This is a genomic window from Paracoccus sp. N5 (assembly GCF_000371965.1).
Lineage (GTDB): Bacteria > Pseudomonadota > Alphaproteobacteria > Rhodobacterales > Rhodobacteraceae > Paracoccus.
In genome coordinates, this window is record NZ_AQUO01000002.1 from 243,410 (window position 1) to 257,501 (window position 14,092).

Consider the following 14,092-nt stretch of genomic DNA (forward strand, 5'->3'; position numbering starts at 1 on the left):
ATGCTAAATTCACGGCAGGGCAAGGATTGTCCGCCGGGCTCATCCTGTATTACGGCCATCGGAGGAGAAACCAATGTCCAGCACAAGCAAAACCGCCATCGTCACCGGCGGCGGGCAGGGAATCGGGCGCGCCATCACCCTGCGCCTTGCCAAGGAAGGTTACAAGGTCGCCATCTTCGACCTGAAGCCCGAACTGGCCGAGGAAACCGCCACCGAAGCCCGCGCCAATGGCGTCGAGGTCAAGATCTATGGCCTGGACGTGGCGGACGAGGCTGCGGTCAATGCGGCGGTCGCCGATGTCGAGGCCAATCTTGGCCCGGTCTGGGTGCTGGTGAACAATGCCGGCTGGGACAAGCCCGCGATGTTCCTGCAGACCGAAAGCGATCTCTGGGACAAGATCATCGCCATCAACCTGCGCGGCCCGCTGAACACCCACAAGGCGGTCTGCCCGCATATGGTCGGCCGCAAGGGCGGCCGGGTCATCAACATCGCGTCGGATGCGGCCCGCGTCGGCACCTCGACCGAGGCGGTCTATTCCGCCTGCAAGGGCGGCGTGATCGCCTTTACCAAGTCCATGGCGCGAGAGCTGGCGCGCAGCAACGTGCTGCTGAACACGGTCTGCCCGGGGCCGACCAATACGCCGATGATGGCCTCGGTGCTGGGCACCGGCGAGGATGCGGTGAAATGGAAGGACGCCATGGTGCGCGGCATCCCGCTGCGCCGCATGGGCGAACCCGAGGATTATGCCGGCATCGTCGCCTTCCTGGCCTCCGATGACGCGGGTTTCATCACCGGCCAGACCATCTCGGTCTCGGGCGGCATGAACATGATCTGACGGTAACGGCGATGAACGATCAGCCGATCCCGGCGCAGACCGAAGAGGCGGACGATCCGCCTTTCGGTTTCGTGCCCCTGGTGGACAGTTCCGCATCCGAACGGTTGTCGGGGCCCTATTATGTCCGGCTGGACAAGGATGCGCCGGCCATCGGCTTTCGTGTCCAGCGCCGCCATCTCAATCGCGCCGGCATGTGCCATGGCGGGGTTCTGGCGACGCTGGCCGACATGAACATCACGCCGATCAACCGCAGTCACGATCTGGCCGAAGTCAATCCGACGATCTCGATGTCGCTGGATTACTTCGCGCCGGTCCTGCTGGGGCAATGGGTCGAGGCGCAGCCCGACATCCTGCGCCGCACCCGCAACATCCTGTTCAGCCAATGCGTGCTGACCGCGGACGGGGTGCCCTCGGTGCGCGCCAGTGTGGTCTATCGCATCGGACGCCCGCGCGATGCGGAAAAGCCGCCGGCAGGGGCGGCCTGATTGCGGCTCGCCGCCCCGCGATGGTGGGGCGGCACCGAAAGCGGCGCCGATCCCGCTAGAGCCGGACCAGCTGCTTGCCGCTATTGCGCCCGGACATCATGCGCAGGAACGCCTCGGGCGCCGCGCCGATGCCCTCGAGGATGTCCTCGCGGAATTGCAGATGGCCCTGGCGTTGCCATTTCAGCAGATGGGCGAAGGCCTCGTCGCGGCGGTGCCACCAGTCAAAGACGACCAACCCCTGAACCGTGGCACGGGTCACGACCAGCCGGGCGCTCGAACGCAGGCCGATGTCCTCGGACGCCGGCTTGTCGATCACGGCGATACGCCCGACGATGGCGACGCGGGCGAAATTCGCCAGATTGGCCAGAACCGCGTCGTGGATCGGTCCGCCGGTATTGTCGAAGAAGAAATCCACGCCCTCGGGACAGGCCTCGGCGATGGCGGCCGACAGGTCCGGCGCGGTGCGATAGTTGACCCCGGCGTCGAAGCCGATCGAGCGGCAATAATCCAGCTTGTCGTCGCTGCCGGCGATGGCGACCACCCGCGCGCCCATCAGCCGGGCGATCTGGCCGGCGATCTGCCCGACCGCGCCCGAGGCGGCCGAGACCACCACCGTGTCGCCCGGCTTGGGGCGGCCGATCTCGAACAGGCCGATATAGGCGGTCAATCCCGGTATCCCCAGCCATGACAGCGCGGCCTGCGGCGGCGTGTCGGGCAGCACCCGATTGGCGGCGGCGGTGCCGCCCTGGTCGGGCGCGATCACCGCATATTCCTGCCAGCCGAGATTCATCGACTCGACCAGATCGCCCGCCTGCCAGCCGGGATGATTCGAGACGACGATCTCGCCCACCCCGCCGCCATGCATCACCTCGCCTGGGCGAACGCCGGCGGTGTAGTTCTTCGCCGGGCTGATACGTCCGCGCATGTAGGGGTCCATCGACAGCCACAGCGTGCGGACCAGGATCTGCCCCGGGCCCGGCTCGGGGACCGGATTCTCGACCAGCCGGAAATTCTCGGCCCGCGCCGGGCCTTCGGGGTAGCTGTCCAGCACCCAGCCGCGGTTGGTTTTCATGCTGCTTTCCTTCCGGTGAATGCTTACAGGAACCCGCGGGCGCGGGCCATGCGCTCAAGATTGCCGGTGCCCTGCATCAGGATCTGGCTGCGGTTCTCCAGCTCGATCGCGGCGGCGAGGCTGCCCGCTTCCAGATTGGCCCACATGCCGCGCTTGGTCAGCCAGGTGTTCAGCCGGCCGTTCTCGGCGATGGTTTCGGCCAGTTCGAAGGCGGCCGGCAACAGGCCCTCGGCAGTGGTGGTCAGGTGCACCAGCCCGATGCGGCCGGCTTCCTCGGCACCGACCATGCGGCCGGTCAGCATCATCTCGAAGGCGCGCGAGGTGCCGATGGCGCGCGGCAGCAGGTAGCTGACGCCGATGTCGCAACTGGTCATCCCGACCTTGATGAAAGCCGCGTTGAATTTCGCCCGGTCCGAGCAGATGCGAAGATCGCAACCAAGCGCCAGGCCAAGTCCCGCCCCGCAGGCGGGGCCGTTGACCGCGGCGATCACCGGCTGGCGCAAGGCCCGCAGCCGCGTAACCAGCCCGGCGAAATGTTCCTGGCGGCCGGTCCAGTGGGCGGCGGTTTCGACAGCATCGCCCTGGGTCTCATCCGCGGCCTCCAGATCGAAGCCCGCGCAGAAGCCGCGCCCCTCGCCGGTCACGATCACGGCGCTGGCTTCCGAACCGCCGACCCGGTCGAGCGCGGCGAAGAACGCATCGACCGCAGCGTCGTCAAAGGCATTCAGCCGCTCGGGACGGTTCAACCGGATGACGGCCACTCGCGGGTTCGTATCGTCCACGACGATGGGGTCTTGCAGCATGATCGCCTCTTGTGCCGGCTTCGGGAATTGATTTTCGAGGAGTATGGTAAGCATGCAAACAAATAGCAAGCCCCGCCGCTGCATGGGCTGAATTCTGCCCGCACCGATCACGCCGGGCCGCCCGGCGAAGGGGCATGCCTTCTTCGGCCCGGACAATTCGCCCGGCCTGACCACGCCCGCGCCAGAGGGGCTGTTCGCACTGCTCTGGCCGGGCGTTTGCCAGGATGTGCCGCATCATGAATGCGGCACAACTGTCTTGCATCGGCCCGGTCGGTATCACGAAGAACTGCCGAGCTTGCACTCCGGATTGGGGTTTCCGGCCACCTTTTGCCAGGGAACGATGGTCCGGACGGCAAGGTCGGGCTTTCCGTCCGTCATCACGACCTGGGAAATCACCACGGGGCGCAGCAGCTGGTGGTCTTCGGCCCGGATCGACAATTCTCCCAGCAGCGACTGGAAGGTCAGGCCGGAAAGGGCGGAAGCGATGTCCGCGGCCTGAAGGCTTCCGGCCTTTTGCGCGGCCGCCTGCGCCGCCTGCACCGCGACATATTGATCGGCCGCCACGTAATCCGGAATCTCGTGGAACTTGTCCATATAGCGGTCCGCGAATTTCCTGCTGTCCTCGGTCGGGAAGTCGGCAAGCCAGCCAAAGGTCTGGTAGTTCCCGACCACGTTGTCCGCCTGGCCGCCCAGGGTTGTGCGGGTGATGTAGCTGTGGCCCAGGATGATGTCGTATTTCTTGTCCAGCTTGAATTGGCGCTGTTGCTTGGCGAAATTGATCGCATCCGATCCGAAGGTCGAGATGAACAGCCCCTTGGAGGGCGAGGCCGCCAGCTGGGTGATCGAGGTGCCGAAATCGCTTGTGCCCAGCGGCGCATAGGCCACATGGCCGATAGAGCCGCCATGCGCGGCCGCCATCTTCTGGAAGGATTCCGAGGCATTGCGGCCGGTCGTATAGTCGGCAGCAAGGATGTCCCAGGAGATCGGGCCCTGCTCGGCAATCATCTGGTCATAGGCGCTGAGCACCAACTGGTCGGTGGTGGCGATATGGAAATAATTCTTGCGGCAATGCTCGCCGGTCAGGGACGCGGCCTGGGCAAAGCCGTCCAGCACGGCGACATTCATGGCCTCGGCCCGCGCGGCCAGAATGATCGAGGTGGACGAAGGCATCATGCCGGTAATCACCTGCACCCCGTCCTCCTTGACCAGCCGGGACGCGGCTTGCAACGCCGTTTCCGGCGTGCCCGCGTAGGTCGCGCGCCGGATCTCGATCCGGGGCGCATCCGGGGCGCGGGTTTCATTCAGGTCGGTCTCGGCAAGCTCGAGCGCCCGGACCTGGCCTTCGTAGAACCCGGCAAGCGGCCCACTGTCGATCAGCAGGGCGCCGATCTTCAGAACCTCCTCGGCGCGCGCCTCGGGCGGCGCGAGCATTGCCGTTCCGGCCAGTGCCAGCGCGGCAAGAAAACATTTGCTCATTATATCCTCCCAGTTTGATGAGCTTTTTCGCAGGCTGTCGGGAAAGCTAGTGAACGCTACGCTTATGCTCCGCCCAGAAGCGTTCGCGCAGATCCCCCTTCTGGATCTTGCCCGCGGCCGACATCGGCATCTCGTCAAGGATCTCGACCGAGCGGGGGCATTTGTAATTGGCGATGCGGCTGTGGCTGTGGGCGATCAGTTCGCCTTCGCAGGCGGTCTGGCCGGGCTTCAGCACCACGACCGCATGGACCGCCTCGCCCCAGCGCGGATCGGGGCGGCCGATGACGGCGCATTCCTGCACGGCGGGATGCGAGCGGATCGCGTTCTCGACCTCGACCGAATAGACGTTCTCGCCGCCCGAGACGATCATGTCCTTCAGGCGGTCGACGACGGTGATATAGCCGTCCTCGTCCATCACGGCGACGTCGCCGGTATGAAGCCAGCCGTCGCGGATCGCCTCGTCGGTGGCCTGCGGGTTGTTCCAATAGCCCTTCATCACGTTGAGACCGCGCACCACCACCTCGCCCGGCATCCCGGCCGGGACTTCGTTGCCATCGGGATCGACCAGCCTGAAATGCGCGCCATAGACGCTGCGGCCGGTGGCCCGGCGCTTGTTGGCGGAGCCTTCGCCGAAATGCGCCGCCCAGGGCAGGCATGTCAGGATCCCGGCCACCTCGGTCTGGCCGTAGCCCTGGATGAATTCCCAGGTCGGCAGCTTCCGGATCATCAGTTCGATCAGCACGTCGGGAATGGGCGATCCGCCATAGATGCACTTGCCCATGCTGGTCAGGTCGTGGCGGTCGAATTCCGGATGATGCAGCATCATGTTGATCATGGTCGGCACGAAGGTCGATGCATTGGCCTTGTGCCTTTCGATCACGGCCATGGTCGGGACGGGATCGAATTTCGGCTCGATCACATGGCAGCCCCCGGCGACCGAGATCGCGACCAGCGGCATGGTGGAGATGATGTGGAAGAACCCGCAGATATGCAGATAGCGCGTCGCATCGGTATAGCCGCAGGTCGAAAGCAGGAACAGCCCGGCAAGGAACACGTTGGTATGGGTCAGCGTGACCCCCTTGGGGTGGCCGGTCGTGCCGCCGGTATACATGATCCCCCAGACGTCGTCGCCGGAGCCCTGATGTTCATCGACCGGCGGATGGCGCTCAAGCTCGGCTTCCAGGTCGAGGAAATCCTTGGGGCAGGGGGCCTCGCCGATGAAGATGCCCCGCAGGCCGGTATTCTTCGCGATCAGCTGGCGCGCCATGTCCAGGAAGGCATCGTCCGCCACCAGAATCGTGGGGCCGCAATCCCTGATGGCGCGGTCAAGCTCGTCCAGCGACCAGCGGGTGTTCAGCGGCACGATGGCCCCGCCCATCCACGGCACCGAATAGAGCAGCTCGAAATAGCGGTCGTTGTTCAGCGCCAGCACCGCCACCCGGTCGCCCGGCCTGATGCCGAGTGCGGTGAACATGCCCGCCTGGCGGCGGACGCGGCGGACCAGTTCCTTCCAGGTGGTGATCCTGTCGCCATGGATCGCCGCAGGCGCGGCCGCGTGCAGTTTTTCGCAGTTGTGCAATACCGATGTCATGCGCATCGCTTGTCCTCCCATGCAGCCCGTGCCGTCATTCCGGCAATGCGCGTTCAAGAATGGCGTCGAACTTGATGTCGGCGGGCAAGGCGCCGAAGCAGGTGCCGCCCTCGCGGCAAAGCCTGGTGCGCAGGAAGGCCTCGGACACCGCCTCGGGGGCGTGGCGCAGCAGCAGGCTGGCCTGCAATGCGATCGCCATCCTTTCCGCCAGATGGCGCGCCGTCAGGTCCGACAGTTCGGAATCCCGCACCCGTTCGGCCAGGTCGCGGATTTCCGCGTCAAGCGGCGCGCTCTCGCCCTTGACCCGGTTCAGCTCGGCGAAGAACGCCTCGCCCGACTCGGGCTCGCGTCGGAAGGCACGCAGGATGTCCAGGCTGATGACATTGCCGGGGCCTTCCCAGATGCCGTTCAGCGGGCTTTCCCGGAAATAGCGCGCGATGGGCGATTCCTCAATGTAGCCCGCCCCGCCATGCGTATCCATGCATTCATGGACAAAGGGCACGACGCGCTTGTTGATCCAGTATTTGCCGACCGCCACCGAAATCCGGCCGAAGGCGCGTTCGTGCGGGTCGTGCGCGTGGCCGTCGAAGGATTCGGCCACCCGCATCATCAGCGTGGTCGCCGCCTCGGATTCGATGGCCAGGTCGGCCAGCACGTTGCGCATCAGCGGCTGGTCCACCAGCCGGCGCTGGAAGGCCGAGCGGTGGCGGGTGTGGTGGATCGACTGCGTCAGCGCCATGCGCATGATGCCGGCGGGGATGAAGCCGCAGCCCAGCCGGGTGTGGCGCATGAACTCCATCACCGTGGGAATCCCGCGGCCTTCCTCGCCGACCATCCAGCCATGGGTGTTCTCGAACTCCAGCTCGGTCGAGGCGTTCGAGCGGTTGCCCATCTTTTCTTTCAACCGTTCCAGCTGGATCGGGTTGCGGCTGCCGTCGGGCAGCCAGCGCGGCACGAGGAAGCAGGACGGTCCCTTTTCGGCCTGCGCCACGACGAAGATCACGTCGGCCCCGGCGGCCGAACAGAACCACTTGTGCCCGCGGATCAGGTATTCCCGGCCGGGCCCCGGCTCCCCGACCGGGGTGGCAAAGGTCGAGTTGCGGCGGATGTCCGAGCCGCCCTGCTTTTCCGTCGAGGTGAAGGCGATGGTGACGCCGGTCTTTTCCCAATGCGGGATCGGCCGCGGGTCATAGTCCCGGGACAGCATCAGCGGCACCCATTGTTCGGCCAGGTCCGGTTGATGCATGCGCAGCATCGGGATCACGCCATAGGTGATGTCGATGGGGCACAGGACCCCGCATTCAAGCTGGGCGAACATCAGCTCGGCGGCGCTGCGCGCGACATGGGCGCCCTGCCGGGTTTCCCGCGCCGCAAGGGCGTGCAGGTCGTGCTGGAAGGCCATGCCGATAATGTCGTGATAGGCCGGATGGAACTCGACCGTGTCGACGCGCCTGCCGAAACGGTCGAACCGCTTGAGTTCGGGCGTGACCCGGTTCGCCAGTTCGGCGCGCTCCATCCAGGCGGGGTCATAGATCTTGGCCCCGAGGCTGGTCAGGTTGGCCTCGGCCCAACTGGCGCCGCCGCGCCGGACCGCTTCCTTCAGGGCAATGTCGTTTTCGAACGCGTTGAGCCCTTCCAGCGGCCCGGACTGGTTTTCGACGCTGTGGGTCCGCAATTCGGTGCGGGGCTGCAGATATGCCATTCTTGATCCATTTCTTCCTGTGGTGATGGGCAGGGGGGCGCGACCGATCCGGCGCTAGTCCCGTGCCTCGACTGCGAATGCATAGGGTGCGAATGCATGTTTGAAGGCTTGGCGCCCTGCGTCGTCGCGAAGCACCGGGGCCAGGCCGCTGACCAGCGCGACCGGCCGCTTGTTGAGCGCGTCGATGCGGATTTCCGGCGAAACGCCGGGAAAGAGGCGCCGCAACTCATCCGCAACGGCGTCCTGGATCGCGCGGTGGCGCAGGGCGGGCTTGTCCAGCTTGCCCGCGCCCGTGATCGGCAGGCGGTCGAGGATCGAGATCCGGCAGGGCAGGGCCGCGCGCTCGGCGATATGGGCGGCGGCGACGGCCATCAACTCGTCCTCGGTCGCGCTGCATCCTTCCCGCAATTGCACGAAGGCCATGGGCTTTTCCCCAAGCCGGGGATCGGGATAGCCGATGCCCACCGGGATCAGCACGGCGGGATGCTTTTGCAGCGCCTCCTCGATCACCTTGGGGTCGATATTGGCCCCGCCGCGGATGATGAGATCCTTTTCGCGGCCGTGGATCCACACATAGCCGTCCTCATCGACGGTCCCGAGGTCGCCGGTCATGCCCCAGACCTCCTCTCCGGGAGCATCGGCGACGAAAAGCTCATCCGCGCCGTCGCCGTGATAGCCCTCGCCGACGCAGGCGCCCCGGACGACAAGCACGCCCTGCTCGCCCGGCGCGCATTCGCCAAGAAAGCGGTTCCCGTCCAGCTTGAAGGCCCTGACCTCATGCCAGGGATGCGCCCGCCCGGTCGAGCCCAGCCGGGGCATCTTGCCATCGTCGGGATGGCCGCAGACCACGCCGTGAAATTCGGTCATGCCCCAGACCTCGCGCAGATGGATGCCGAACTTGGCATGGAAGCCGTGCAGCAGTTCTACCGGGATGGTGGCGCCGCCGCAGGCGAAAGTGTGGATGCTGCCATGGCCCTCGGCGGCGTCCGGCAGGTTCATGAAGGCCGCGGCGCTGGTCGGAGTGGCGATGACATTGGTCAGCCCGAATGTCCTGGCGATCTGCCAGAAGCGCGCGACGACCTGGCTGTTGCGATAGCCGTCGGGCGACATCAGCACCACCGTTTGCCCGTAGATCAGGGCCCGCAATGCTGCGCAGACAAGCCCGCCGACATGGAAATGCGGCATCCCCTGGCCCACGACATCCTCGCGTGCGCTGCCCATCAGCGCGCCCATCATCCAGGCGTTCAGCAGGGTCTTGATATGGGTGTGCCGGACCAGCTTGGGGGCGCCGGTGGTGCCGCCGGTCGGCATCAGCGTGCATTCGTCATTGCCGCCGCGCCGGGGCAGCGCGGCGAAGCGGGCGCGGTCCACGCCCGCAAGGGCGCGTTCCAGCGAGCGCGGATCGTCGGGATCGCCGATCAGGAACACCGCCCGCAGGTTCGGCGCCGCCGCCAGCAGCTCGTCCATCTGGTCCCAGACGCCCTGGCCCAGGGCGGAGGTCGCGCAGACCAGAATATCGGTTCCCGACGCCTTCAGCAGCGCCGCGATGCCCGCGGGGGCAAGAAAGGGGTTGACCGGATTGACCAGGCCCACCGACTGCGCCCCCCAGGTCGCGGCCATGGCCAGCGGATGCAGCGGGGCGATCACCGAGACCACCGGCGGGCGGCTGCCGCCATCCGGGTTGACCGACTGGTGAAACAGCACCGCCGCCCTTTCGATCTGGTCCAGATGCTCGGCATAGCTGACGGAAATGGCCTCTCCGGTCTCGGCGCCGGGCATGAAGATGATTGCGGCCTTGTCCGGCTCGATGGCCGCCGCCGCGGCGATGCAGCCGTGGATGCTGTCGTCGGGCAGCATGCTGGCGGGCGCCATCGTCTCCAGTGCCAGCCGGTCCTCGACGGTGCGCAGCCGCATGCGGTGGATCGCCTTGCCCGCGACAGCGCTGTCGATGGGCCTCTCGGTCGCTGATCCGGAAACGCGCATGCCAGGTTCCTCCTCCTTTTCCCCTGATCGGAAGCTAGCTCCGCGCCCGGTTCCGGCCGCCACCCACGTGGGTGGGACAAAGCCGAATTTCCTGGGCTATGCTTTTGGCGGGAGGAGCGGGCCAATGAAGCAGCAGGCAAGGAGGATGCAAGCCCCGGCGGTGCGGGCGCCCGACGTCACCCGGACGGATCACGACAGCTTTGTCGATGCGCCGCCCGATTTCCGCTTTCCCGTCGTCAGGACCCGCCTCATGGCCGACCTTGTCAGCCGCGCCCTGCAAAAGCCCAGCGGGCTGGCGACGGTGGAGACGTTGCTATCTCCGCACGGATGGGGAAAGACGGTGGTCCTGGCCGAGGTCTTTCGGGCATGGCGCCGGGATGCGGGCCTGCCGGGAGTCTGGCTGGGGCTGGGCTATCTGGACGACGATCTGGACACGGTCATCCTGCAATTGTCGCGGCAGATCGCGGCATGGGTGCCCGGCGTGGCGCCGAGCCTGCTCACGGAACAGGGTCCGATCTATGGCGCGCAGGACCGCATCCTGTGGCCGTTGCTGGAAAGCCTGCCCCGGCCTTTCCTGATCTGCATCGACAATATCGACAACTGCACCCAATCGCTGGCCCCCGGTGCGCTGGATGCGCTGTTCGACTTTGCGCCCCCCGGCATCCATTTCCTGCTGACCTCGAACCGCAGCCTGGGCTATGACCGGGTGGGCGCGCTGATGCGCGGCGCCTTGCGCGAGCATGGCGTGGAGGAGCTGGCCTTTGCCGATGCCGAGGCCCGCGAGATGCTGGGCAGGGCGGTGCAGTCCATCGGGTCCGAGGAGCTTCCGGCGCTGCTGGAGCGCGCCGAGGGCTGGGCCGCCGGGCTGCGGCTGGTCGCGATGCTGCTGGACGGGCCCGAGGGCGGATCGGGGATGCTCAGCCGGTTTTCCGGCGCGGCACCGGGACTGCGGGACTGGTTCGACCGCAAGGTGCTGGCGGCAATGCCGGCGCAGATGCACCGTTTCCTTCTGTTCGCCTCGCTCTTGCCCAGCTTCGAGCCGGGGCAGGTCGGCAAGGCGATCGGCGCGGGCAATGTCCAGAAGCACATGGACAGCATGCTGGCGCAGGGCATGTTCATCATGCCGGTGGCGGGCCGGGGCAAGCGCTTCCGCATGCATCAACTGCTGCGCGACAGGCTGCGGGCCGAGGCCGAACAGACGATCCCCGAAACCGAACGGGTGGCGTTCTGCCGGGACATGGCCCTGCGGGCGCTTGAGAACCGGCTGTGGGAGGAGGCGATCGCCGCGGCCCGCAGCACCCGCAGCGACAGCCTGATCGCGCAGGTCCTTGAACGCGCCGCGCCCAGCCTGGTGCGCGACATGTGCCGGATGCGCTATTTCGTCGAGGTGGTGGACGAGTTGATCGCGGCCGGCGTTCCGCTGGGCTTCGAGACCCGCTATTGGCATGTCTTCGCCCTGACCTTCTACCTGCGCCATGCCTCGGCCGGCCGCCATCTGGAGCAGCTGCGCAGCATGGCCCGCGGTGGAGGCGAGGGCGGCGGCAGCCTGATGCACCGGGTCGAGCATCTTTCGGTGGCGCTGGCCTTTCTGCGCGACGACCTGCCGCTGGCCGGGCGCCACGCGCGGCAATGGCTTGACTCCGGCCATGACAAGGACCCGTTCGATCACGCCTGGGTCCTGTCGGTCATGGCGGCCTATCACCTGACGGCCTATCGCTTTGCCGAGACACGGGATTGCCTGTGGCGGGCTCGGGCCCTGGCGCATGAGGTGCGCTCGCCCTATCTGACCGGCTGGTGCGACCTGATCCTGGGCGCCAGCTATCTTTACGAGGGCAATGTCTTTCGCGCGCGCGAGATCATCGATCAGGCGCTCGCCCGGGCCGAGCAGGCACTGGGGGCGGATGCCGATCTGTGTGACCTCATCAGCTCGGTGGCGTCGAAATGCGCCATCGAAGCGGGCGATCACGAGAAGGCGCGCGAGCTGCTGGCCCGGGCCTTGCGCAGCATGCACAAGCACGGGAACGTCGGAACCAGCATGTGCGCCGTCGATGCCGCGTTGCAGCTTTGGAACGGGGACGAGAGCGATCCGGTCCTTCTCCGGCTGAAATCCGTGGTGACGCGCTATTCATTCCGGCTTCGGCTGATGTTCTCCTGCTATCTGATCCGCCGGCTGGTTTCGCTCGGGCGGGTGGCAGATGCGCAGGCCGAGGCGGCGGCGATCGGCCTGGATCCGGCCGAGGGTTGCGTCAGGCTCGCGGGGGGCGAAATACTGCCCCGCACCCGCGACATCATCACCATGACCGCGATCGAATTGCTGCTGGGCATCGGCGATTCCGGCGCCGCCCGCAAGCTGGCCGAGCGCGAGCGGGACGTGGCCGAGCATGACGGCCGCACCCTGCGCCAGGCCCGCCTTGAACTGGTGCTGATGGCGCTGGCGCGGCAGCGCGGCGACGACGCCGAAGCGGCGAACCGGCTGCGGACGGCGCTGCTGCTGGCGCGCCGCCGCCAGATGGTCGAGGCGTTCCGGCGCCACAGGCCGGACATCGACGCATTGTTGGCCAGCCGGGCTTTCCGCGCCGAGCATTTTCCCAATCCCGACGACCGCGCCTTTCTGTCGCGCCTGCTGGCGCACCTGGGCATTGAAGAGCCCGGCAGCACGGAATCCCCGCGGCCTGCGGATGCTGGCGTGCCGCTGACGGGGCGCGAGCGGGAATTGATGCGGCTGGTCCAGTCGGGACTGAGCAATCCCGAGATCTGCGAGATCATGAATCTCAGCCGGAACACCGTCAAATGGCATCTCAAGAACATCTTCACCAAGCTCGATGTCCCGAACCGCACCGTCGCGGCCATGGTCTATTCCGAATGAACTGCGCTATGGATGGCAAGGCGGTGCGTGACCGGCTCCATGGATGCGAATTCCTGGATCGGGGGCGCCGGTGTGATGAAACAGGTTGGTCCGGGATCAACCCGCTGCGAGGAGCTTCCCTGTGACCGACTTTTCTGGCTTGGAATTTCCGTTTGCCGAGCCGCCCGCCTATGGCGAGGTGCAGGCGATTGCGGAAGGGCTGTTGTGGGTCAGGATTCCGCTTCCCTATCTGCTGGACCATGTGAACGTGTTCCTGCTGCGGGACCATGACGGATGGGCGGTGGTGGACACGGGCATCCGCACGCCGGAAGCGCTTGCCGTCTGGCAATCCCTGTTCGCCGGTCCGCTGTCGGGCTTGCGGATCAGCCGGGTCATCATCACGCATTACCATCCCGACCATATCGGTCTGGCCGGCTGGTTCCATGAACAGCACGGCGCCCAGCTTCTGACCAGCCTCAGCAGCTATGCGCTGGCTCAGCTGATCTCGCAGGGGCGCAGCGAGCAGGCGGTGCGGCAGAACTTCGATTTCTTCCTGCGCCATGGAATGACGGCGGAAACCGCCGGGCTGGTCGCGATCCAGGGCAAGGAATACCTTCTGCGGGTCGCGCCCCTGCCCATGACCTTCCAGCGACTGGTTCATGGCGACAGCCTGGCCATCGGCCACCGCAACTTTCGCGTCCTGACCGGGGACGGGCATGCGCCGGAACAGGTCATGCTGTATTGCGCCGAGGAAAGGCTGTTCCTGGCCGCCGACCAGGTGCTGGAAAAGATCAGCCCCAATATCAGCGTCGAGGCGACCGAGCCGACCAGCGATCCACTGGGGCATTTCCTGCGCAGCCTGCGGCTGATCGAGACCGAGATTCCGGACGACGTCCTGGTGCTGCCCGGGCACCGCCGCCCGTTCCGCGGGCTGCATGCCCGCTGCCGCGAACTGATCCGGCACCATGAAAACCGCTGCGACATCATCCTTGCTGCTTGCGCCGACCGCCCGCATTCGGCGGCCGAGCTGATCCCCCTGCTGTTCCACCGCCAGCTCGACCCCCACCAGATGGGCTTCGCCTTCACCGAGACTCTCGCCCATGCCAACCGGCTGATTCGCCGCGGCCAGCTCGCCATCGTCGAAGAGCACGGCCGCAGCCTGATGACCCTTGCGCGGTGACGCGCGAAGCCCGCGCGCAGGCCGTTAAGCATCAGCCCGGCTTTGCATCCGCTACGCGCGATCAACGGTCCGGGCCGGCTCGCCGGGAAATGGCGGATTGCGGATGGTGACCGGGGAAAA

At 66.5% G+C, this 14,092-nt stretch carries 10 protein-coding genes; 4 read left to right on the plus strand and 6 right to left on the minus strand.

The genetic code is table 11. The features are described from left to right. Positions 1 to 73: 73 nt before the first annotated feature. Together PARN5_RS0115655 and PARN5_RS0115660 are read left to right on the plus strand one after the other, a co-directional pair. On the plus strand, positions 74 to 835 hold the full coding sequence (locus PARN5_RS0115655; RefSeq protein ID WP_018000713.1) for a glucose 1-dehydrogenase: 762 nt from the start codon (positions 74 to 76) through the stop codon (positions 833 to 835). Positions 836 to 846: 11 nt separating this feature from the next. Further along, complete coding sequence (locus tag PARN5_RS0115660; protein WP_018000714.1) at positions 847 to 1,320, plus strand: PaaI family thioesterase; 474 nt, start codon at positions 847 to 849, stop codon at positions 1,318 to 1,320. Between the two features lie 55 nt (positions 1,321 to 1,375). On the opposite strand, the gene PARN5_RS0115665 is transcribed toward PARN5_RS0115660, so the two are convergent. The 6 genes from PARN5_RS0115665 to PARN5_RS22355 all read right to left on the minus strand — a co-directional run bounded on the left by PARN5_RS0115665 (position 1,376) and on the right by PARN5_RS22355 (position 9,947). After that, positions 1,376 to 2,392: an NADP-dependent oxidoreductase gene (locus PARN5_RS0115665; RefSeq protein ID WP_018000715.1), complete on the minus strand. Its 1,017-nt coding sequence runs from the start codon at positions 2,390 to 2,392 to the stop codon at positions 1,376 to 1,378. A 23-nt stretch (positions 2,393 to 2,415) separates the two neighbouring features. Further along, positions 2,416 to 3,195: an enoyl-CoA hydratase-related protein gene (locus PARN5_RS22350; protein WP_018000716.1), complete on the minus strand. Its 780-nt coding sequence runs from the start codon at positions 3,193 to 3,195 to the stop codon at positions 2,416 to 2,418. Between the two features lie 276 nt (positions 3,196 to 3,471). Next, positions 3,472 to 4,671, minus strand: coding sequence for an ABC transporter substrate-binding protein (locus PARN5_RS0115675; protein WP_018000717.1), 1,200 nt, complete (start codon positions 4,669 to 4,671; stop codon positions 3,472 to 3,474). Between the two features lie 46 nt (positions 4,672 to 4,717). Then, positions 4,718 to 6,262 carry an AMP-binding protein gene (locus PARN5_RS0115680; RefSeq protein ID WP_198289614.1) on the minus strand — a complete coding sequence of 515 codons (1,545 nt, stop codon included), beginning with the start codon at positions 6,260 to 6,262 and terminating at the stop codon, positions 4,718 to 4,720. A 34-nt stretch (positions 6,263 to 6,296) separates the two neighbouring features. Beyond that, entirely contained in the window at positions 6,297 to 7,964 is a 1,668-nt protein-coding gene (locus tag PARN5_RS0115685) for an acyl-CoA dehydrogenase family protein (RefSeq protein WP_018000719.1), read from the minus strand. A gap of 54 nt (positions 7,965 to 8,018) precedes the next feature. Next, positions 8,019 to 9,947, minus strand: a complete 1,929-nt coding sequence (locus PARN5_RS22355) for an AMP-binding protein (RefSeq protein WP_018000720.1) — start codon at positions 9,945 to 9,947, stop codon at positions 8,019 to 8,021. Positions 9,948 to 10,071: 124 nt separating this feature from the next. Between PARN5_RS22355 and PARN5_RS0115695 the strand changes: the two genes are divergently transcribed. Beyond that, positions 10,072 to 12,813 (plus strand): LuxR C-terminal-related transcriptional regulator, encoded by a 2,742-nt coding sequence (locus tag PARN5_RS0115695; RefSeq protein WP_157404053.1) that lies wholly within the window; start codon positions 10,072 to 10,074, stop codon positions 12,811 to 12,813. A gap of 121 nt (positions 12,814 to 12,934) precedes the next feature. Next, entirely contained in the window at positions 12,935 to 13,972 is a 1,038-nt protein-coding gene (locus PARN5_RS22360; protein WP_036744978.1) for an MBL fold metallo-hydrolase, read from the plus strand. Positions 13,973 to 14,092 lie beyond the last annotated feature (120 nt).

Coding starts and splice junctions, on each gene's coding strand:
- PARN5_RS0115655 (WP_018000713.1), top strand. CDS start 74: ATGTCCAGCACAAGCAAAACCGCCATCGTCACCGGCGGCGGGCAGGGA.
- PARN5_RS0115660 (WP_018000714.1), top strand. CDS start 847: ATGAACGATCAGCCGATCCCGGCGCAGACCGAAGAGGCGGACGATCCG.
- PARN5_RS0115665 (WP_018000715.1), bottom strand. CDS start 2,392: ATGAAAACCAACCGCGGCTGGGTGCTGGACAGCTACCCCGAAGGCCCG.
- PARN5_RS22350 (WP_018000716.1), bottom strand. CDS start 3,195: ATGCTGCAAGACCCCATCGTCGTGGACGATACGAACCCGCGAGTGGCC.
- PARN5_RS0115675 (WP_018000717.1), bottom strand. CDS start 4,671: ATGAGCAAATGTTTTCTTGCCGCGCTGGCACTGGCCGGAACGGCAATG.
- PARN5_RS0115680 (WP_198289614.1), bottom strand. CDS start 6,262: ATGACATCGGTATTGCACAACTGCGAAAAACTGCACGCGGCCGCGCCT.
- PARN5_RS0115685 (WP_018000719.1), bottom strand. CDS start 7,964: ATGGCATATCTGCAGCCCCGCACCGAATTGCGGACCCACAGCGTCGAA.
- PARN5_RS22355 (WP_018000720.1), bottom strand. CDS start 9,947: ATGCGCGTTTCCGGATCAGCGACCGAGAGGCCCATCGACAGCGCTGTC.
- PARN5_RS0115695 (WP_157404053.1), top strand. CDS start 10,072: ATGAAGCAGCAGGCAAGGAGGATGCAAGCCCCGGCGGTGCGGGCGCCC.